The 19628-nt window shown below is 71.3% G+C and carries 22 protein-coding genes; 16 read left to right on the top strand and 6 right to left on the bottom strand.

Translation table 11 applies throughout. The features are described from left to right. Window positions 1–17: 17 nt before the first annotated feature. The 6 genes from CHC05_RS37315 to CHC05_RS37290 all read right to left on the bottom strand — a co-directional run bounded on the left by CHC05_RS37315 (window position 18) and on the right by CHC05_RS37290 (window position 5419). Window positions 18–1562, bottom strand: a complete 1545-nt coding sequence (locus CHC05_RS37315; RefSeq protein ID WP_089255373.1) for a hypothetical protein — start codon at window positions 1560–1562, stop codon at window positions 18–20. A 1-nt stretch (window position 1563) separates the two neighbouring features. Then, the gene (locus tag CHC05_RS37310; protein WP_089255372.1) at window positions 1564–1971 is read right to left on the bottom strand and encodes a hypothetical protein; all 408 of its coding nucleotides are present in this window, start codon (window positions 1969–1971) and stop codon (window positions 1564–1566) included. Window positions 1972–2082: 111 nt separating this feature from the next. After that, complete coding sequence (locus tag CHC05_RS37305) at window positions 2083–2490, bottom strand: DUF4913 domain-containing protein (RefSeq protein ID WP_089255371.1); 408 nt, start codon at window positions 2488–2490, stop codon at window positions 2083–2085. Then, window positions 2487–3482, bottom strand: a complete 996-nt coding sequence (locus CHC05_RS37300) for a hypothetical protein (protein ID WP_089255370.1) — start codon at window positions 3480–3482, stop codon at window positions 2487–2489. Before CHC05_RS37300 ends, CHC05_RS37305 begins: the two co-directional genes overlap by 4 nt. A gap of 21 nt (window positions 3483–3503) precedes the next feature. Then, a complete protein-coding gene (locus CHC05_RS42905; RefSeq protein ID WP_089255369.1) occupies window positions 3504–4976 on the bottom strand; it encodes a relaxase/mobilization nuclease domain-containing protein in 1473 nt (490 codons plus the stop codon). Further along, a complete protein-coding gene (locus tag CHC05_RS37290; RefSeq protein WP_239126808.1) occupies window positions 4973–5419 on the bottom strand; it encodes a hypothetical protein in 447 nt (148 codons plus the stop codon). Before CHC05_RS37290 ends, CHC05_RS42905 begins: the two co-directional genes overlap by 4 nt. A gap of 650 nt (window positions 5420–6069) precedes the next feature. Here CHC05_RS37290 and CHC05_RS37285 point away from each other — a divergent pair. The 16 genes from CHC05_RS37285 to CHC05_RS37210 all read left to right on the top strand — a co-directional run bounded on the left by CHC05_RS37285 (window position 6070) and on the right by CHC05_RS37210 (window position 19387). Then, the gene (locus CHC05_RS37285) at window positions 6070–6474 is read left to right on the top strand and encodes a hypothetical protein (protein ID WP_144022944.1); all 405 of its coding nucleotides are present in this window, start codon (window positions 6070–6072) and stop codon (window positions 6472–6474) included. Beyond that, on the top strand, window positions 6471–6698 hold the full coding sequence (locus tag CHC05_RS37280) for a hypothetical protein (protein WP_089255366.1): 228 nt from the start codon (window positions 6471–6473) through the stop codon (window positions 6696–6698). Before CHC05_RS37285 ends, CHC05_RS37280 begins: the two co-directional genes overlap by 4 nt. 101 nt (window positions 6699–6799) lie before the next feature. Beyond that, window positions 6800–7024 (top strand): hypothetical protein, encoded by a 225-nt coding sequence (locus tag CHC05_RS37275; protein WP_089255365.1) that lies wholly within the window; start codon window positions 6800–6802, stop codon window positions 7022–7024. A gap of 52 nt (window positions 7025–7076) precedes the next feature. Next, on the top strand, window positions 7077–7682 hold the full coding sequence (locus CHC05_RS37270; protein WP_144022943.1) for a hypothetical protein: 606 nt from the start codon (window positions 7077–7079) through the stop codon (window positions 7680–7682). Window positions 7683–7839: 157 nt separating this feature from the next. Further along, on the top strand, window positions 7840–8523 hold the full coding sequence (locus tag CHC05_RS37265) for a DUF6205 family protein (RefSeq protein WP_089255363.1): 684 nt from the start codon (window positions 7840–7842) through the stop codon (window positions 8521–8523). A 5-nt stretch (window positions 8524–8528) separates the two neighbouring features. Next, window positions 8529–8780 (top strand): hypothetical protein, encoded by a 252-nt coding sequence (locus CHC05_RS37260; protein ID WP_089255362.1) that lies wholly within the window; start codon window positions 8529–8531, stop codon window positions 8778–8780. 203 nt (window positions 8781–8983) lie between these two features. Beyond that, on the top strand, window positions 8984–9946 hold the full coding sequence (locus CHC05_RS37255; protein WP_089255361.1) for a hypothetical protein: 963 nt from the start codon (window positions 8984–8986) through the stop codon (window positions 9944–9946). Continuing rightward, window positions 9943–10230, top strand: coding sequence for a hypothetical protein (locus CHC05_RS37250; protein WP_089255360.1), 288 nt, complete (start codon window positions 9943–9945; stop codon window positions 10228–10230). The genes CHC05_RS37255 and CHC05_RS37250 overlap by 4 nt, the downstream gene beginning before the upstream one ends. A 188-nt stretch (window positions 10231–10418) precedes the next feature. After that, complete coding sequence (locus tag CHC05_RS37245) at window positions 10419–11693, top strand: hypothetical protein (RefSeq protein WP_089255359.1); 1275 nt, start codon at window positions 10419–10421, stop codon at window positions 11691–11693. A gap of 207 nt (window positions 11694–11900) precedes the next feature. After that, window positions 11901–13241, top strand: a complete 1341-nt coding sequence (locus tag CHC05_RS37240) for a hypothetical protein (protein ID WP_089255358.1) — start codon at window positions 11901–11903, stop codon at window positions 13239–13241. Window positions 13242–13314: 73 nt separating this feature from the next. Continuing rightward, window positions 13315–13767, top strand: coding sequence for a hypothetical protein (locus tag CHC05_RS37235; RefSeq protein ID WP_089255357.1), 453 nt, complete (start codon window positions 13315–13317; stop codon window positions 13765–13767). 213 nt (window positions 13768–13980) lie between these two features. Next, the gene (locus CHC05_RS37230; RefSeq protein ID WP_218824801.1) at window positions 13981–14970 is read left to right on the top strand and encodes a DNA cytosine methyltransferase; all 990 of its coding nucleotides are present in this window, start codon (window positions 13981–13983) and stop codon (window positions 14968–14970) included. Between the two features lie 200 nt (window positions 14971–15170). After that, on the top strand, window positions 15171–16928 hold the full coding sequence (locus CHC05_RS37225) for a DNA cytosine methyltransferase (protein ID WP_089255356.1): 1758 nt from the start codon (window positions 15171–15173) through the stop codon (window positions 16926–16928). A gap of 193 nt (window positions 16929–17121) precedes the next feature. Then, window positions 17122–17916, top strand: coding sequence for a hypothetical protein (locus tag CHC05_RS37220; protein ID WP_089255355.1), 795 nt, complete (start codon window positions 17122–17124; stop codon window positions 17914–17916). Beyond that, window positions 17913–18188, top strand: coding sequence for a hypothetical protein (locus CHC05_RS37215; protein ID WP_089255354.1), 276 nt, complete (start codon window positions 17913–17915; stop codon window positions 18186–18188). The genes CHC05_RS37220 and CHC05_RS37215 overlap by 4 nt, the downstream gene beginning before the upstream one ends. A gap of 527 nt (window positions 18189–18715) precedes the next feature. Beyond that, on the top strand, window positions 18716–19387 hold the full coding sequence (locus CHC05_RS37210; RefSeq protein ID WP_089255353.1) for a DUF6349 family protein: 672 nt from the start codon (window positions 18716–18718) through the stop codon (window positions 19385–19387). The last annotated feature ends 241 nt before the right edge of the window (window positions 19388–19628 follow it).

Here is a 19628-nt window from a genome sequence, read left to right as displayed (position 1 = left end):
CGTTGTCGGTGGTTCGTTCAGCGTCGCTTGACCTGCGGCGCACCCTGCAGCTGAGCCGCCCGGCTTCGTGTCCGGCTCGCCCGTTCGACCGGCTCGGCCGGGCTCTGCGGGTACCACTGCCCGGCCAGCTTCGCCGGGCTCATCGGAGCACCCAGTGCGGCCGCTGCCCCCACACCGGGCCGTTCCGCCACGTCCGCGCGGGCGGCCAGGGCGCGGGTCGCGGTGCCCGCCGCGCGCAGCCCGCCGAGCAGCTCGGTGAACACAGGGTGCTCCGGGGGCGCGGTCACCCAGTGCGTGGCGCGGATCAGCTGGCCGGGTCGGCGGATCAGGCGCCGCGCTTCGGTGAGCACCCCGCCACGACCGTGAGCGCGCAGTGTCGCGTCGTGGAGTTGGTCGGCCAGATCCGGCATCCGGGAAAGGATCTGCGCCGTGCCGGTGCGCCACGCCGACCGAGCCGCCTCGTCCGCGGCCCACCGGGGCGGATCGGCCCACTGGCCGGCTGGCCGAAGCTGGCCCTGCAGCCATGTCGCCACTCCGGACATGGCAGCGGTCAACGTACTCAGGTTGCCGCGATCCGGCACGGGGCTGCGCAACTCGTTGGCGAACTCGAGTACGCCCCGCCATGGCCGGGCGGTCGTCGCGGCCAACTCGTCGAGCGCGGGTGTCCCAGTCGTGTGCGCTTGCACGTGCCCAACCGACCGGGTGATGCCCACCGCCGCGGTCGCGACGCGGACCACCTGCTGCACCGTCAGGTCGTCGCCGCGGCGGGTCAGCCACGCGCGGGCGGCGTCTACCGCTGCCACGCATTCCTGTAGTGAGGCTGGGGATGCCCACCGGTGCGGGTCGTCGACCGCGGGCCCGATGGCCAGGGCCCGGACCGGCGCCTGAGCTCCGTGACCGAGGCCGACGATGGTGCGCGCATCGTTCCGCAGCGAGCCGTTCTTCGTCTGCCAGGCGTCTTGCTCGGCGGCGGCCAGCACCCTTCCCAGCGGTGCTGGCGCCTCCTCCGGCCACAGCCAGCGGGCCAGGCGCACGTCCATGTCCGCGGCGGCGGCCGCGAGGCGCGCGACAGCGGCGAGGTTGTTCTCGCGGCCGACGCCCGCGAGAAGGGCGATGCCGTCTGCGGTGCTCGGTTGGTGGTCGTCGCCGGGTCCGGTGTATGGCCCGGTGTTGCTGATCAGGATGTCGCCGGCGATCTGTAACGCCTGGTGGGCGCTGTGCAGCGCGACCGCGGCGGGCCCGATGGGTGGGATGTTCCCGACGCCCTCGCTTGCCGTGATCGAGTGTGCGGTCGCGTAGCGCAGCGCCGTCGCCAGGTTCGCCGCTGCCGTCTGGTTGCCGCCGGCCCGCTGCCGGTCCGGGACGACACCGCGTTGCGGCAGGTCGGCCTCCCGCACTCCACCGACGGCCACGACCTGCCGCTCCACACTGCGGTACAGCCGGATCCTGGCCAGGGCGGCGGATGCGCGGACGGCAGGGTCCGGCGGGCGCGGTTGGCGCAGGATGGCATGGGCGCGCGCCAGTTGCGCCGCCGCGGTTTCGAGGTAGTCGCCGTAGTCCATGTCAGGTCAGCTCCGCGACGGCGTCGTCGAGTCGGTGCGCGACCTGGGCCCAGACCAGCCGACGCCACCCCGGGCCGGCCTGGCCGCCGGCGGCGGTGGCGTACAGGTCGGCCAGTCGACGCACGGCTGTGGTGACCCCCTCCCTCAGGCCAGGGTCGCTGGCTGCCGGCAGGACAGGACGGGACGTGAGGGTGACCTGCTCGGAGAGGTCGAGACCCTCCTGGAGCTCGCCGATGGCGTCGGTCATCGCCACGGTGTAGAAGTCCCAGTCGGCGGGCATGGCCGTATCGGGGGCGACACCGGCGTACGCGGCGAGCAGCAGGGCCTGCTGCGCGTCAGGCCCGTCGAGGTTCGTCGTGCTGTTCAGCCGGTCGGTCGCGTCCATCAATGCGATGCGGTAACTGTTCATGGGCGGCACTGTCCGCCTCCTTCCGTGGTTGGGCAAGCCAGGTGTGGTCGTGCTGTGGATAACCGAAGTCGCGTCAAGGCTGTGGATAACCGCGAACGCGGTCCCCGCCGCTCAGTCCCACCAACCGTCCGGGGCCGGATCGATGGCGGCGTCCGCCGGCGATTCGTGTTTGCCGGCTCGGTTGCCCTCCGGGTGGCGGCAGTTGCGGAACGGTCCGTCGATGCCGAGCAGGATCGGCAGGTGGTGGTCCAGATCGAGCCACCATCCGGATTTGGCTGCCGGTTCCCACCGTGCGCCCTCCCAGGTGTTCCACAACAGCGTGAGCCGGGCGATCGCTTCCGCGTGCTGCCACCACTGGGGACACCACCGGATGCGTTGGTTGCCGGGCACTCGGTGCAGGAACATCGGGGTGAAGTAGCCGCCCACCCAGGCTTCCACGCTCGGATACAGCGGCGGCTGAGCCTGCCGCTCCTCGGCCAGTTCGCCGGCGGGCGGGTCCTCGACTACGGAGCGGGTCATCGGGTCCTCCCTGCCGTGCGCGTCGGGCTGGTGGCGGCCGGGCGTTTGCCAGCCACGTGTCCGGGCAGGGCCGCGGGGTGGTTGAGTCCCTCCGGGTACCACTCCGCGGCGAGCTGCGCGGCGTTACGGGTGCCGGCGGCGGCACTGTCACGCTCGCCGTCCGCGGTGGCGCGCTTGTGGTCGACCAGGCCGGTCGTGTGTTCGTTGACGGCGGTCGCCGGGTTGTCGGGCGTGGCCGCGTCGCTGCGGCCGTCGGCGAGGTCCTGCCCGGCTCGGGCGGCGAGGGTTTCACGCAGCGCCTGCGCGGCAGCGGCACCGCCGGCGCCGAGCTGGTCCAGTTGTTCGGCGTAGTCACGCGGGTCGACGCCGGTGGACAACCGGATCTGCTCGTCGGTGACAGCGGCGGCGAAAGCCGCTTCCCCGATCGCTACGTCGCCGGGGTGCAAGGCCGCCGCCCGGCCGCCGCCGTGGGCCCGCATCACCGGAGTGCGGGCCATCTCCTGCGCCGCGGTGCGCATCGCGTCGGCGCGTGGCACACCCGCGCTCACTCTCTGGTCGTAGAGGTCCATCGGCCGCGGATACATCTGCCGCAACCGCTCCTCGACGCGCTCGGCGGCCTCGGCGTACTCGGGCCCTTCATGCTCGCGTGCCCGCGCCGTGCGCCAGACCGTGGCGAGGTCCAACAGGTCCGCTCGAGCCAGCCAATCCGGATCGGCTGCCTGCCCGACCACCCGTTGGTCGTGCTCCACGCGCTGCCGGGCCGCGTACTGGGCCAGCTTGTCGCTCTCGCCCGCCAGCCTCTGCGCATCCCGGTCTCGTCTGTCCTCGTCGGTGTGCTGTTGCTCCTCCCGTCGTGCCCGCCGGCGCATCTCCTCGGCGGCCAGCCGAGCGCTGGCCTCCGTGAGCGTCGAGAGCACGGCGATGCCTTGGCCGACTCGCTGGCCGAGCTCAGCGGCCAGGTCGGCGTGTTGGTCTTGCCCGATCCGATCCATCTACCCCTCCCCGGGGTCGCGTCACCTGCCGCGGCCCGTGTTGGTGGACCGGGCCTGACGTCGACGATCGTGGGCGCCGGTTGGTGGAGGGGTTGACGGTGGCGTTGGCTGCGGCGTTACCCCCGTGTCCGCCACGGCCGGCGACGTCGTGCCCTGCCTGGTGCCAGCGGTGCGCAGCAGCCCGGCGGCGGCGCGGGCGGCGCGGGCCTGGTGCAGGCGTTGTTGGCTTTCGCGCATGTCGGCGAGGGCGTCGGCCAGCAGCGACATCTGCATGACCATGCGGAGTGCTTCGAACACGGCCGCGTTGTCGCTGAGTTGTCCGGCCAGTTTCATCAGCCGCGACATGGACCGCAGGCCCTCGGCGCGGCGGGTCCGCGGCAGCGGACGCCGGTACGGTTCGCGGGTGGCTCGGTCGAGCACGCGGGCCGCGCGATGCAGCGGCCCTCGCGGGTCGTCGCCTTCCATCATTCGAGCGGTGACGGTGAGGGCGTCAGCGGCCGCGTACGCGTCCGCGCCGGCGGCACCCTGGCCACCCGCGGCACGCTGGCGGATGGCCTCGGCGGCGGCGCGCACCTGCTCGGCGGCCTGCCGGTAGACCTCGGCCTGCTCGATCAGTGGCGGGGCCGCCTCGCCGGTCGAGGTCTCGTCCCAGCGGGTCCGCAGCTGGGGCAGGGTCAGGTCGGGCGCCAGCCGGCCGCCGCCGTACCAGACCGGCGTGCCATCGGCGATGGTGTGCCCATCGAGGGCGACCGCGTAGCCGGTGACCTGTCCGGGATCGGTGCTGCTGTGCCGCAGGCGGACCTGCAGGCCCGCCGCCCGAAGCAGGTCGAAGAACTCGGCGCTGGATCCGGCGGCCGCCGCGGCGAAGCGCACCTCCCGGCGCAGCCGGTTACGGGCGGGTTCGCGGCGACCGGTGCGCCGGGCCTTGTTGACCTCGGCCCGGTGGGCGCGGGTGTCGGCGGTGCGGTCGGCGGGCCCGACCCGGTGCAGACCGTAGCGCTCCTCAAGGTCCCGGGCGGTCCGCTGGCATCGCCAGCGGTCGTTGCGTCCCCACTCGGTGCGACGGTCCTGACGGACCAGGGTGGCGACGATGTGGATGTGGTCGTCGGCGTGGCGGACCGCGATCCACCGCACTGCCCGGGTGTCGCCGTGGGGCGCCAGACCGGAGCCGGCGACCATCTCCCTGGCGATGTGCGCCCACTGCTGGTCGCTCAGCGTCCGGTCGGAGGCGTGATTACGCACGGAGGTGTGCCACACCGTGCGCTGCGGTGGGTTGCGGCCCGCCCGGACAGGCTGCTCGAGCAGATCGACCAGTTGGGTGAAATCGAGCTTGCCGCCCGGGCCCGCCACCGGCTCGAGGCGGGACAGCGGTCCGGCGCCGTCCCACGCGGCCACCAACCGGGGGTCGCGGTGTTCTTCTCGACGACCGGGCCCGTACAGGTAGCGGATGAGCCCGCCGACCCGGGTACCGCGCTTGTGGATCGATGGGATCACTGGAGCCGCCGGTCGACCATCGAGATCACCTCATCGAGGGCCTGCATCCTGCGCTCGCACATCGCGACGGCTTGTATCAACCAGTCCGGGGCCGCCCCGGTGGCGTTCAGGGCGGCCACGGCCTGGTTGAGGTTGGTGCCAATCCGACCGACGGCGACACGCGCGTCGAACAACTCGGCCTGCAGCTGCGCCAGGCCCTCGCGGCCGCGGTCGAGCGACGCGGGCGGGGTTCCCCGGGCGGCGGCCAAGCCCGCCTCGGCCAAAAACCCGGTCGGCGTCAGACCGGCGTCTTCCGCCGCCTTCTGGACGTCGGCCATCTCCTGTTCGGTGAAGCTCGGAGCGATCCGCCGCGGCCGGCCCGGATACAGGTGGGTCCGGTCACGGCCACGACCCTCCCGCACTCGAGTGTCGCCATGCGCCATGTCGCCGAGCGTTGTCGTCACCGGTTGCTGCCACCGTTAGCGGACTCGCTGACGGTCCACGAGCGCCACGCTCTTCCAGGCTCCGACCGCGCCCGGTCGGACCAGCTCCTGTTACAGGAGCTATAACTTGCTCCCCGGCCCAGCCGGGTCGATGGATGGGGGCGGCCACCGCAGTAGTGGCCAGTCTGAGAGCTCGCCGGCGGAGCCGGGCCGGTCGCCTGGTTGATCTTGACGCGCCGCGACCGGCCCCAGCCGGTCGAGCCGGGAGACGCTCCAGGCCGCTGGTGCACGGACCACAGGGGACTCACGCAGCTTCCGGATCAGGGAGTCGGCCCTGGACCGCGTGGGCGGGTTGCTCGAAGCGGTGACGCAGCACGTGGTCCTGGGGAGGCATGCCACTGCGGAGCGCTGTGTCCGCCGGGATTGACGACGCGGGAGGCGCCTGGCCTCGCGCGGCCGCGAGCGGGGGGGCCACCAACGCGAGCGGGCCTCAGCGCGCCCGATCCAAGACGTGCTCGCGATCGTCGCCGCGGACCCGGGGTCTGAGAGTCACCGGCACACCGGCATCTGGGAAGCGAGCCGGCATTTTGCGGCTCTTGGAGGGGGTCGACGCAGGCGGCCTATAATGATACCCTTTATGTGAATGGTCGGACGAGCGAAGGAGACGACAGGTGGCGAACCCGAACTTGGCCCAGGACCTACCTCAAGCAGGCCTCGGGGCCGACGAACACAGCGCAGTGGCCCCGAAGCTCGACACCGCCGAGCCGGGAATCGCCCAAGCAGCGGAAGAGATCCGCGAGAGCTGCCTCGGCACCCCACCCCCCATCGGCGCCGAGGTCGCCACAGCGGTCCAGAAGTTGGTCGAGGCGGTCAAGGGTGACGACCGGGTCTGCGAGGACGTGGCCGAAGAGGCGAACGCGCTCTGGGCCGCGATGCAAGAGGCGACCGCAGCCGACGCCGTCTCCCACAACCTGATCCGGCTGGCGAACCTCCTGGACGGCATCTACGAGAACGAGGACCGAGGTACCCCGGTCTTCGACGCGGCCATCACCGTCGCCACGGCGTACCTGCGATGAGCCGGCCCACCACCGCTCAGCGAGAGGCGGCCCGGGCGGTCCTCACCAACGCGGGCACCTTCACCGGCCTTCAGCCGCTCACCCCTGCTGACATCGACGACCTGGTCGACGCCCAGGCACAACGCGCCGACCCCTCGCAGCCGCTATCCGGCGACGAGTTGGACGCGCTCGGCTTTGACTCAACCCTGCGCAACCAGCCACGGCGCCGGCCTACAGCGCGCTGACCGGGCGCCATCCGTGCGGCCCGGACCTTGGATCAGCCAGGGCCCGGACCGTGCGGTGCACGCCCGACCAGCCGACATCGCCCGCGAAGGGGATCTGAGGCATGACCGACCAGCCGACCGTAGCCGTGGCCCTCGTCTTCACGAGCCACTACCGCTTCGTGACGACCGGAGCCACCGAGAAAGAGGCGCGCGACGCCATGATGGCCGCCTGGCAGCGCCACTGCGACCACACCCGCGCCGAACGCGACTTCCTCGACCCTGACGAGGACATCATCGTGCTGGAGGCGCCGATCGGGAGCGCGTTCCGGGACTACTCACCGATCTAGCCGTCCACCCCAGGCACGGCATCCAGGAAGCCCACCGGCACGGAGGAGAACCATGTCCCGGACCGAACGCGTTCGCAGTGGCGCACCGCTGTCGGTGCCTCACGAGTGGGTGAGCCCGGCTGGATGCGAGCTGTGCGGGCGTTTTCATGCCGGCGTGTGCCTCAACCCGGTGACCGCGTCGCCGGCAGGACTGCTCACCGTCAGCGACGCGCTTACCCCGCTCGGGGAGGTTGTGGACGCTGCCGCCGAGCACCTGGCTGTTCGGCACAGCTACCTCGACCCGGAGGCGGACGAGTGGCCGGACTGGGTTCTCGCCGAGCTCATCGTGCTGTGGCGGGCGGGACCGTGCGAAGACTGCCCGGTCTGGAACTGGAAGGAGCTGGCCCATCACTTCATGGGCTGGTGGCAGTGTGAATACGAACGGGCGCTGCCCGTGTGGGCGTGCAGGTGCGGCGCCGTCTTCAAGGTGTGCGCCGCGTGGGATCGCGCCTGGGACCTGTACCGACCGACCGCGGACGGGCTGCTGGGCGACGCAGCCGGCGCGGTCCGGCTCGACAGCAAGGGCCGTGTCAAGCGCAGCGACGCCTGCCCGGACTGCAACCGAAGCTTCGGCGGCACCGTCGCCGAACAGGCTGACCCGCAGGGCTGCCTGTTCTGAAGGAACAAGCACCAGCCGACGACGACCGACAACAAGACGACACGGAAGCCGACGCGGCACGCCGCCGCCTGACCTGACGACGACGGCAAAGACCCGCAGCGCCCCGCAGGATGCCCGGACAGCCCGGGCTCCATCGATGACGAGGAGGACCCTCTTCATGAACGACCCGCACGCGATCATCGGCGAGTTGACGATCGCGCCGCCGATCACACCCGCCGAGATCACTGCCTTGCCCGAGCGTGACATCGACATGTGCGCCGAGGTGCGACCCCGTAGCGACGCGATGCGCAGCGGTGTCTACCTGGCGGTCGCATCCGGCACGGCGAACAACCTAGGCGTCAGCGACGGTCCGGCCGGGCACGGCATCGCGATCGCAGTCGGCACCGACGGGTGGACCGAGGGCGGTTCGGCCGACCTCGCGGCGGCGGTGCAGGAAATTGTCGACGCGTTTGGGACCACTCCCGATGGGCAGCGGCGGACCTTCGACGGGTATCTGCACGGCGAGTACACCGGCAACGGCGACCCGTTCGTCTACCGGATCGCCGTGGTCGACGGCCGCGCCCACGTCTACCTGCCCGCGACCACCTGGCCGGCCGCCGTCGACGCGAACGGCTACGAGCCGCCCCCGGGCCGCACCGATGGACAACGCGCGTTGGCCCGCCTGCCGTTCGCCGTGCGGCTGCGCATGCTGGACCGGGTCTACATGGCGATGGAGTTCGGCGACATCGACGGCGAAGGCGAGCCTGGCACCGAGTGGAACCCGGACCGCTGGCAGGACCTCGACAGGGTCTTCGCCGGCGCCGGCGTGACCTTCACCTCGACCAACAACAAGGAGGACTGATCACCGTGCCCTACCAGCCCAAGCCCGCCCGAACCGACGCCCAGCGCTCGCTGCGCGCGCTGAGGGTCGATGCCCGCACCCACCTGACCGAGCGGATCCTCGACATTGTCGAGCAGGCCCTCGACGACGACGACCCGAACCCCGGCCACGCCGCCGCGCGAGGCTGGGAGGAAATTCTCGCCGCGTTCGCTACGGCAGGCGTGCGGCTCCCGAAGCCACGCGAGGAAGGCGAGGACGAGGAGCCCTGGCGGGAGTAACCGAGCCGACCGGCTACCGCGACACCCAACCGAACGCCGCCCCCGATTGGGCGGCGTTCGGCCGTTTCTTGGCAACCGTTTTCGCAGGTTGCGTGCCGGGCCCGACTACCGTCCACAATAGATTAGGGGTATCATTATTGATGCACGGTCTGGTCGGCAACCGGACCCGCTGCACCCAGAAGTCCCTACGTGGAAGGAGCGCCATGCCCCAACTCGACACCGTCCCCGGAGTCGACCCGGTCGACGCCCTCGACTTGGCAATCGCCCGTGAGCACACCACGATCGCCCACGCGACGGACCGGGCGTTCACCCTCGCCGCCGGCCGGGCCGCGCGCCTGGTCGCGCAGGCCGTGCCGGGCGCGCAGACCATATTCTTTGCGTGGGACCTCGACGGCGACCGGCTGGGCGTGAGCCTTGAGGCGGTACGCGGCCCGGCCGGCGAGCTGCTGTGGTTCGGCGACCTGCTCGCCGACACGCCCGAGGCCCTAGCGCTGGACGCCGTGGGCGGCTCGGCCACGCGCAACCTCGGCGACCGCATCGAGATCGCCCTCGACCAGGTGATCCTGGTTCCCGCCGACCTCGACCGCTCCGCGTTCCGGCACTCCACCATGGACCCTCGCGATACTGACGATCCGCCCGCGCGCCTGGTCGCGCTGGATATTGCCTCGGCGGTCAACGCCGCGCTCGCGTACACCCCTTCACCGGGCATCGGGCGGGAGGTAGTCATCGAGGTGCCCGGGCGGCAACCCGATCGGCTCGTGGTGGTCGGCGATGACACCCTGACCGTGCTGGTCGACGGCCGCCCCGCCGTCGGGGTCGACGCCAGCGGGCCTGGACACTGGCCCGACGGTGAGACCTGGGAGCGCCTGCCGATCGGGGGTGTCACGACCGAGCGCGGCCTGCTGGTCCTGGGCATGAGCGAGGACCAGTTCCGGGGGTTGGGTCCGCTGCTCGGCCTGCGGGCGTCCTGGTTCGGGCGATGGAAGGGCGCACCCGGCGAGCTGCGTGACATCAGCCTGGACAACGGCCAATGGAGCTGCGTCACCGACGCAGGCCTCGACCAGGTGATCCAGCACGTCCGCGACCTCGGTCTGAGCTACGAGGAGACCCGCACCACCCGGTACGCCGCCGCGGCCGCCGCGCCGCACGCGGAGCTGGCCCGATGACCGCCGATCGCCAGGACGGGGCCAGCGGCCTCTACTGCTTCAGTTGGGGCAACCAGTTCTACGAGCGGTGGCGCGACGGGCGACCGGTCAGCCTGGCCGACTGCCTCGACGCCTGCTACGGCGTCTTCGCTGCCCGGATCTGGCGGATCAACACCGACGAGACACTCACCCTGGTGGTCGAGGACGCCGGCAGCGCCACCGAGATCACCCACGTGCCCACCGGCCGGCCCATCCGGCGCCGCCGACCATACGGAGCACAGCGGCCCAGCGCCCGCGCCGCTTAAGCCACGCGCGCCGAACGCCGCCCGACCGACCGCGGTCCGGGCGGCGTTTCGGCGTTCTGACGTGCCGCCTCTCCAAGTCTGAGCTGCTTCCGGCTACCGTCCACACAGGACAAGAGGTATCATTATAGGCAGGGGTTAGGGGCGGCACCCGACCTCCCGACCGGAAGTCCGCGAGCCAAGGAGTGTGCATGTCCAACCAATCCAACCCACCCGTCACCGGGGAAGCGACCGCGCCGGGGGACGCTCAACCGGCCGGCGTCGCCGTTGGCGCCACGGTCATCTCGTGGTACGACGACAGCCCCGTCATCTACGGCGGCCCGGGTGACAACCCGACGTTCACCCAGTTGAAGTTCGGGGTCGGTACGGGCGGTCTCCCCGTCCGGTATTGCGGCCCGGAGCGGGTCGCACCGGCCGAGACGCCTATCCCCGAGCGCGACAGCCGGATCGGTGTGGAGAAGCGGCCTCGGGCTGAGATGCCGTACGGGGAGTCGGGCGTCTGGCGCCTGACCCTGCCGGACATCGTGTACCCGTCCTGGCACCGGATCAAGCGTGACGCCGTCAGCGTCGGCCTGCGCCGGCTGGCCATCCTGGACTGGCACGCGGGCCGGGTCCAGACCGGACCGATCGTGCTGCCGCACACCGGCATGACCGTGCCGCACGCCCGGATGACGCTGCGCAAGCTCAAGGCGATGAACACCTCCGATGGCGAGGCGTACACGGCGGAACTGCTCTGGGACGGCACGCCGGCCGGCTCGATCGAGAACGGCGGCCAGGGCGGCCCCACCGTTTGGTACGGGTACGACCGCGACGTTCTCAACCGCGCCCAGATGGACGCGTTCGTCGCCGCCTGCCGAGACGAGCACGGCGAGACGATGCACGAGGAGTTCGTGCTCGCGTGGCTTTTCGAAGAGGCGCGCGCCGCGGGCGACGTCGCCCGGTTCGTGCGGGCCGGCACGCTGCCGGTCCGCACCTTCGCGGCCATCATCGGCGGGGATGACGAGGTGGTGGACACGTTCGCCAGCGCGTACTACGGCGTGCCCGGCGCCACGGCGGACGACCGTGCGGCGGTCGCGGCTCGGATGTGGCGGCAGTGCCCGGACGCGCACGCGATCCAGGTCTGGACCGGCGAGCGGTGGGAGGCGCTGCCGCGACCGGCTGGGGCTCCGGGCCTGACCCGGGTCACTTTGCCGACCACCGGCTACATCGTGCTCCAGACCGCGCGGCGCGACGGCGGGCAGCCGACGGAGGCGACGACCTTCATCGACTCGGCTGGGCGCATGGACGACGCCGCCGCGATCGCCCACGTCACGGCGGAGGTGGCCGCACTGGCCGCCCACGCCCCGTCGAACGTCCTGCACACCGTGCGACTGGTGCACCGCACCGCTGACGGCGACCGGGAGCTGCTGGCGCCGGACCCGGTGCGCGGTGCGGGTCAACCGTTGGTCGACGAACCGACCCGCTGACCACGAGCCGCCATCGACGTTGGCGGCAGGTCACCCACGGCGACTAGCACAGCCCGCCCGGGCCGCCTCCTGGCGGTTCCGGGCGGCTTCGCCCTACCCGGCGGGCCGATACCGGGTCATCCCCTCGCGGCAGGCGGGGGATCACGGAGCCAGGGACGGCAATCCGAGCTCCGGCCACAAGCCCGCACGCGGAGACGAGGACGTCCCATGCCCGGTGGCAGACCGGTAACCCTGACCGCGGCGGCCCGCGCCGCCCTCGACGGCGCCACCGTCGATGGCAACGCCGTGCTGCTGACCCAGCGCATCGCCGCCCCGGCCTGGGCGGCGACGAAACAGGTGCTGGAAACCGCTGGGGGCACCTACATCCCACGCAAGTCCGGATGGCTGTTTCCCGGTCCGGCCGCCCCCGTCGTGCGGCGCATCCTCGCCGATGGCCAGGCGATCGCCAACCGGCACAGCGAGGGCTACGTGCCGACCCCGGCGGCGCTCGCCAGACGAGTCTGCGGGCCGGAGTTCGCAGACCTGGCGTCGCTACCGGCCGGCGCCCGGATACTCGAGCCCTCAGCCGGCGACGGCTCGCTCGTGCGCGAAATCCGGCGGGCAGGCCGCGAGCTGGACGTCCTGGCGCTGGAGCCGGACGCAGCCCGCTACGAGACGCTGCTCGACACCGGCGCAAGCTGCCGACGGACCACGCTGGAGGAGTACGCGGAGCAGCGTCCCATCCGGTTCGACGCCGTGGTGATGAACCCGCCGTTCAACATCACTGGCGCAGACTCGATCTGGATCGAGCACGTCACACTGGCCTACGGGCTGCTGGCGCCGGGCGCCCGGCTGGTCGCGATCGTCCCCGCCGGATTCACCGACCGACGGGGCCCACGGTTCCGGGCGGTGCGCGCGCTCGCCGCCGACCACGGCGGCTTCCGCCCGCTGACCTCCACGGACTTTCCCGGGATCGGAATCGGCGTGGGTGTTCTGTGGCTGGACAAGCCCCCGGCCGACGACAACCGGCCAACCTGGCTGCTGCGCCGCTACACCGGCGACGAGGTGCCGGCGCGGGTGCAGCAGCCGCAGACCAGCCTGGGCGCGGGCCGGGCCATGCCGGTGCAGGTGCGCTACGACGCGTGGCACGGCTCGGACCGGCTCGTGCGGTTCGCCGGCCGGTGCATGCTCTGCCCCCGCCTGGTCTGGGGCTACGCCGACGGCGACAACGACGCCCGGGGTGTGTTCGGGCTACACACCTACTGCTGGCCGCTGCTCCCGGACAGCCACGGCATGGAGGGCGACCCGGCTGTCCTGTGCGTGGAGTGCGGCAACGACGGCGACCTGGTCGACAAGGCGCTCCCGGTGGCGCGCCGGGCATGGACGCCGCCGGCCGCCGAGGCCGATACCGACGACTCCGTCGTCGACGCGCTGCCCGCCGCCACGACGCACGAGGCCGTTCCCGCTGCGCCCCGCGCCGTCCAGCTCGATCTGCTGGACCTGATCGTTGACCAACTTGGCCCTGGCTCAACAAATCCTCGCCGTCGAGAGCTACCTTCAGACCCCTAAAAGGGGTATCATTATAGAGGAGGGGCGGACGGCATCCGGCCTCTTCACCAGAGGTCCGAGCTTGGAGGCACCCGTGCCCGTTGATGCGGCAACCCGGCAGACGCGCTTCACCCACATCCGACCGACCCTGCTGGCGCTGCGTCAGCAGATCCGCGACGCGATCGACGTGGTTCACCCTGACGCGGCGGCCTGCCTGCCGCTGCCCGACTTCGAGCTGCCCGAGCGATACACCCTCGCCGCGCTCGCCCCGGCCCTGCATCGCGGGCTGTTCAACCGCCGCGGCGGGGTCTCCGACGCGTGGCGGCGGGCGTTCGACGCCTGCCCGCACGCCGGGCGGGAGAACGCGATCGCCGCGCGCGAGCTGACCTACCTCTGGTACCAGGTCGTCTGCCGGGCCAGGTACTACGCGGAGTCCACGCCCGGCCGGACCGACGACTTCCACTACGAGAAGACCCGGATCCCGAAGCGGATCGCCGCAGAACTCAGCCGCGTCGCCGCCGCGCCACGGGCAGGCGCGACCACCTAGACCGCTCGGAAGCCGTCCGGCGGCGTGCCGACAGGGCCGCCGCCGGACGCGCAGCGTTCCGCCGACCGAACCCACGCGTCGTGCGCGACCCGGCACCGGGCTCGTACTCGACGTAGCAGCCCACACCGAATCGGCCGCCTCATCGGCCCGTACCGCCGCGTCCAAGGCCACTCGAGTCAGGGCCAGAGTTCGACGACTGGAAGGACCCCGATCGTGCACACGACCAACCACCGAGGGCCGGGCGCGTCATCGCCGCTACCACCCGGCAGCGACCGGGTCGCCGGCTGGACCAGGTCCCCGCTGGGCCTGCTCGTCCCGCCGCGACCGCGCCGGCGCTACGAGCTGCCGGTGGCGGTCGAGTTGTTCGCCGGGGCCGGTGGTTTCGGCTGCGGCCTGCACCAGGCTGGCTTCCACGTGGCCGCCGCGGTGGAGATGGACCTCATCGCGGCCACCACCTACATGGTCAACCTCGCCGTGCCCGGGGTAAAGGTGCACTTCGACGGCCCCGAGCGGGAAGAGGCATTCGAGCGGCACCTGGCCAAGGCGATGGGCCTCAAGCTCGACGGCGACGGCAATCTCGTCGCTCCCGAGGGATACGTTCACCGTGGCCCGCTGGCCGGAAGCGGCTGGATCTCCGGGTACGGCCGGCCACACGACCCGGGCAGCTACCCGAACGACTACCTCGCCGACACGAACCGTCCGCCGGCCCACCCGTACGGCTGCGAGCAGTTCTTCGTCGCCGACGTGCGGAACCTGACCGGCGCGCAGGTCCTCGACGCGCTCGGCCTGGACGTCGGCGACGTCGCGCTGGTCACCGGCGGGCCGCCGTGCCAGGGCTTCTCGATGGCCGGCGCGCGCGACGTCATGGACCCCCGCAACTCGTTGGTCTTCGAGTTCGCCCGGCTGATCTGCGAGATCAGGCCACGGGCGTTCGTCATGGAGAACGTCCCCGGCCTCGCGAGCATGGTGACACCGGAGGGAATCCCGGTCGTCGACGCCTTCAGCAAGGCCCTGGACGACGGCGGCTACGGCGAGTACGAGGCGCTGCGCCGCTCGCTGGGCATCACCCCCGGCGTGCGCGCCGGCGTCCGCGGCGCGAAGCGCGTCCGGCATGCCTCCCCCGACGGCGCCGAGCCGACCCATGGCTCCCCCGACGAGGAGCAGCAGTTGGACCTGTTCGGCCCGGACCTCGCAGTCCGGTGACGCAGCCGGCCAGGCGCAGACACGGCAACGCCCGACATCTCCGCCTGGCCCGCCCGCTATCGGTTGGTTAACAACGAAAGCACGGGCCGTGGGAGTCCGTCCACAGTAGACGAATGAAACCTAGAAGGGGTATCATTATATGCAGAGGTTGGGTCGGCACCCGCCTCGACGTTCCAGAAGTCCGTCGACAGAAGGCAGCGATGATCACCCACTATTCCGAGTTCTCCGGCCTCGGTGGCACCGACCACGGCGTCCACTTCATCGGCGACGGGTTCGGCGATCGGTTCCGCACGTGGATCGAGACGACCGACGCCGCGAACCACGACGCGGACGCCTGTGAACAGCACGAGCTGAACTTCCCCAACGCTCGGCACTACCAGCAGGACGTCACCAAGCTCGACATGACGACCATGCCGCGGGTCGACCTGTTCACCAGCTCCCCCGCTTGCCCTGGCTGGACCGATTCGAGGGGCATCAAGCGTGACTTCGACAAGGCCAACGCCGAGCAGACCGCGCTGTTCGAGATGCCCGGTGCCAAACAGGACGACCCGCAGTTGCAGCGCCGGATCAAGCAGTACAAGCGGTCGCGGCTGCTGATGAACGAGATCCCGCGCTACCTGCGCGCCATGATCGAACGCAACCCACGCGAGCCGGTGCTCATCGGCATGATGGAGAACGTCGTCCAGTGCCGTCTGTGGGCCGAGTGGGACCGCTGGATCCTCGAACTGCGCAACCTGGGCTACTACGTGCGGCTCATCGCGTTCAACGCGATGCACGCCCGCCCGGTCCGCGCGCCGTGGGCCGGACAGTCCCGCAACCGGCTGTTCGTCGGCTTCTGGCACCGCTCGCTGGGCCGCCACCCCGACTGGGACAAGTGGCTGCGGCCCAAAGCCTGGTGCGACAACTGCGTCCAGATCGTCGACGCGGTGCAGGTGTTCAAGAAGCCGGGCGTGGACATGGGCAGCTACGGCCGCCAGTACATCTACCAGTGCCCGCAACTGCGCTGCCGGGGCCGGGAGGTCTTCCCCGAGGTCGTGCCCGCGCTGAGCGCGATCGACCTGTCCAACCCGGGCGTGCGCATCGGCGACCGCGAGGCCCGAGGGATGAAGGCTCTGCAACCCGCCACCACTTCACGCATCGAGGCCGGAAAGGTCCGCCACTGGGGTCCGCTACTCGTGCCGACCGGCGCCAGCCGGCGCGGGCACGGCGACCAGGGCGCCGTACCGCTGACCACCCCGACACTCCCCCGGACCACCCGCGAGTCCGACAGCGTCGACCTGCCGCCGCTGCTGGTGCCGGTCGAGGGCCGCCCGGACAAGACGGCCGCACCGGCGACCGGCCCGATGCGCACCCAGACCACCCGCGCGGAGACCGGCGTCGCCATGCCGTTCATCACGCCGTTGCGGGGAGGCGGGTCAAAGACCGCGTCGTACCCGGTGACGCAGCCGGCCGGGACGGTCACCGCCTCGGGCAACCACCACGGCCTGGTTCTGCCGCCCGCGTTCCTGATGCGCAACAACACCGGCGGCGCCGAGATGTGCACACCCGTCGACGAACCGGCTCGCACGGTCACCACCGCGGGCCACCAGTCGCTGGTGACCTGGCAGGACGCCCTCCTGGTGCCCTACTACGGCGCCGCCGAGTCGGCGATCCCCGCCGCCGGACCGTCCGGAGCGCTGACCACCCGCGACCGGTACGGCCTGGCCCTGCCGCCACAGGAGGTCCTCACCGAGCTGCCCGACCTCGCCGACATCTACTTCCGGATGCTGCTGGACTACGAGATCGGCAAGCTGATGGGGTTCCACCCCTCCTACCGCAACGAGGCCAAGACGCAGCGCGCCCGGGTCCGCCTGTACGGCAACGCCGTCGTGGCGGCCTGCGCCGAGCTGATCGTCTCCGCGCTCGTCGAGTGCATGACCGGTGCGCAACTCGAACGCGAGTACGCGCTGGCCGCCTGAACCGTTCGACTCGGCCCGCCGACGTGCTCGCAATCGTCGGCGGCTTCGAGGACCTGAACAAGGCGCTGAGCAATTTCGCTCCGCTGTCTGACGCATGGGCTGTCGCCCGCACCGACTGACCGCTGAGCTTCCGGCCGGCACGACCCGCGCGTGCCGGCACGGTGGCCACCCGGCCAGACGAGAGGAGAAGACATTGACCAACCGGATCGATTTCGACGTCCGCTTCGACCGCGCGATCTCGGCGTGGCATTCGGCCGGCGTCGCCTTTGCCGAGGTGAAGACGGAGGAGGCCGCCCGGCTGATCCGGCGGGCGTTCCCGACCGCGCGCCGAGCGGTCATCGACGTCTGGCCCGCCGACGGGAAGATGGCCTTCAACGTGTGGCTGCACCTGGTGCTCGGCCCGGACGACGAGGTTCTGTGGCACTGCGAGTCCACCGAGTTCGAGGACGGTGAGCACGAGTGCCAGACCGACGGTTGCACCCGCGACCTGCTCGACCCCACGCCCGTGCAGGACGCCATCGCCGCAGCCGAGCTGGCCCTCTTCGTCCTCGACGGCGAAAGGCACCTGCCCGCGTGCGATGACGCGCCCGGCAACTTCCCCATCGGCGACGATGACAACTTCGAATGCGCGCGTGAGCTGCACCTAGCCCACGCGCTCGGCGAATGCTTCCAGACCGACGAGCTGATTGACGCACTGACCGGCCACGGCCAGTACGCGGAGGTCGACGAGGGCGACGAGGGCCAGGGTGTCATCAACCTGGGGACGCTGCTCGAGACCGGCCAGCACCGGCTGGTCGCCGGGCCGGTTCACATCAACGACGACAACTGGCTCTGGTACCCCGGCGAGCTGAAGATCATGGCGCCGGACGGCTGGACCTGCCGTGCCGCCGAGCCATGGACCCCGCCTGCGGACATGCAGCCGGAAGCGATCGCGCAGGAGATCGCCGACCGGCTCCGGGCGATGACCTCCTCGGGGCGGCACCAGTGAAGAGATCGTTTTCGCAAGCCCTTGTCTGGGCCTGGATCTTCCTGATCTGGAACACGTTTTGCGGCACGTTGATCGGCCTGTGCCTGTGGCGGCCGCCGAACGGGTGCCGCCTCAGCTGGCAAGAAGGGATCTACTGCGCCGGTGACGCCGCCATCCCCGGCATGGCGCTGTATCTGCTCGCCTCGTTCTGCGCCGCGCTGCTCGCCGTAGCTCTGACCTGGGACCTGATGCACCGCTGGTACCTGCGGCTCCAGCAGGACGACCAGCGGTAAGCACGCCGCGCGGGCAGCGGCCGTTCACCTTCTCCCTGGTGCGCAGGACGCGAGCTGGCTGACCAAGCCGGACGCGCCGCCACTGTCGGTCTCGGCGGCGCGCCTGGCCGCTGCCGCACCGTTCGCCGAGACCGGCGCCCGGTCCTGCTGCACACCCCCACCACCCGGCTCGCCGTCCGCCGAGTTGGTCATCGCCGGCCGAGAAGCACAGGCCACGGCCCGATCCCCGCAACCACCGGGTCTGGGGTTGCACCCATACGCCCTCGCCGCACGCCGGTAACCCGCGAGCGCACCTGTCCACCCCTCCCGAGCCGGAGCCAACGACCCTCGGGCGGGGGTGACCACTTCCGCTACTCAGATCCTCTCAACGCTTCCGTCCACAGTAGACACAAGGTATCATTATACAATGGACTTCGGGCGGGCCGGCCAGGCCAGCGCACCCCGTCGGCTGGACCTGCTCGGAGAGAGCCGGCATGAACCCGAATCCGCGCACCGGTCGGCACGTCACAGGACTGGCAGGTAACCCGATGACCAAGGTTCTTCCCGGGCAACTCTCCCTCTTCGATGACCTGGACGCCGAGGTAGCCCCGCTGCCCGGGCCTCAGACGGCGGCGCCGAGTCTCTACGACTCGCCTTCACGTGGCCTGGTGGCCCGTACGGCCGAGGTCGAGGCGTGGCGCGCCCGCTACGGCAACTGGAGCTCGATCCGCCGCTCGCATGCCTGGGAGGTGCACATCACCTGCCCCGACACGCCGACCGCGCGCTGCCAACCCACCGTGCTGAGCGCGGATCTGCGCTGCGACTGCCTCGACAACTGCTGCTGCGTCGGCGACCTGCTGTATCGCGGGGCGTGCCGCGGGTGCGACTGGGAGGGCGAGCCGCGCAACCAGGAGAACGCGGCCGTCGAGGACGCCTGCGACCACGCGTGGCCGGGCTGGCGCGACCTGCCGGTGGTTCCCCGCGTGCCCGAGGACCGCAAGCGCCACGGCGCCTGGGTGGACCGCGTCGCCACTCACTACCCGACGAAATGGCTCACCGACGGCGGTCCGATCCGCACCCGCCGCAGCGGCCTGGCCACCCGGCACGTGCCGGGCCGGACCCCGTTCGGCGGCTACGACCTAGCCGCCGAGGACCCCGCAGACGCGGCGGCGTCCTCCACCCCTCACGACGGCGACCCGCCCGCGCAGCGCGATAGCTGACCGCCCACCCGCTCACCCCTGCCCGACCTTCGCAGCGACGGAGGTCGGGCAGAGCTGTTTTCCCAGGCAAATTCACGTCTCATCTACCGTCCACAATAGATATAAGGTATCATTATAGGCGGAGCGAGGGTCGGCACCCGGACTCCAGACCAGAAGCCCGACCACCACCTCAGGCCCCGGCTGACCGCGTGCGTGATCACAGATCCCGCGCGGGCCGCCGGCCTCCAAGCCCTCATCGAGG

This window comes from Asanoa hainanensis, assembly GCF_900188485.1.
In the GTDB taxonomy this organism is placed as follows: domain Bacteria; phylum Actinomycetota; class Actinomycetes; order Mycobacteriales; family Micromonosporaceae; genus Asanoa; species Asanoa hainanensis.
Note: the sequence above shows the minus strand (reverse complement) of the source record. Positions and strands in the feature narration are given on the sequence as shown.

Coding starts and splice junctions, on each gene's coding strand:
- CHC05_RS37315 (WP_089255373.1), bottom strand. CDS start 1,562: ATGGACTACGGCGACTACCTCGAAACCGCGGCGGCGCAACTGGCGCGC.
- CHC05_RS37310 (WP_089255372.1), bottom strand. CDS start 1,971: ATGAACAGTTACCGCATCGCATTGATGGACGCGACCGACCGGCTGAAC.
- CHC05_RS37305 (WP_089255371.1), bottom strand. CDS start 2,490: ATGACCCGCTCCGTAGTCGAGGACCCGCCCGCCGGCGAACTGGCCGAG.
- CHC05_RS37300 (WP_089255370.1), bottom strand. CDS start 3,482: ATGGATCGGATCGGGCAAGACCAACACGCCGACCTGGCCGCTGAGCTC.
- CHC05_RS37280 (WP_089255366.1), top strand. CDS start 6,471: ATGAGCCGGCCCACCACCGCTCAGCGAGAGGCGGCCCGGGCGGTCCTC.
- CHC05_RS37275 (WP_089255365.1), top strand. CDS start 6,800: ATGACCGACCAGCCGACCGTAGCCGTGGCCCTCGTCTTCACGAGCCAC.
- CHC05_RS37270 (WP_144022943.1), top strand. CDS start 7,077: ATGTCCCGGACCGAACGCGTTCGCAGTGGCGCACCGCTGTCGGTGCCT.
- CHC05_RS37265 (WP_089255363.1), top strand. CDS start 7,840: ATGAACGACCCGCACGCGATCATCGGCGAGTTGACGATCGCGCCGCCG.
- CHC05_RS37255 (WP_089255361.1), top strand. CDS start 8,984: ATGCCCCAACTCGACACCGTCCCCGGAGTCGACCCGGTCGACGCCCTC.
- CHC05_RS37250 (WP_089255360.1), top strand. CDS start 9,943: ATGACCGCCGATCGCCAGGACGGGGCCAGCGGCCTCTACTGCTTCAGT.
- CHC05_RS37245 (WP_089255359.1), top strand. CDS start 10,419: ATGTCCAACCAATCCAACCCACCCGTCACCGGGGAAGCGACCGCGCCG.
- CHC05_RS37240 (WP_089255358.1), top strand. CDS start 11,901: ATGCCCGGTGGCAGACCGGTAACCCTGACCGCGGCGGCCCGCGCCGCC.
- CHC05_RS37225 (WP_089255356.1), top strand. CDS start 15,171: ATGATCACCCACTATTCCGAGTTCTCCGGCCTCGGTGGCACCGACCAC.
- CHC05_RS37210 (WP_089255353.1), top strand. CDS start 18,716: ATGACCAAGGTTCTTCCCGGGCAACTCTCCCTCTTCGATGACCTGGAC.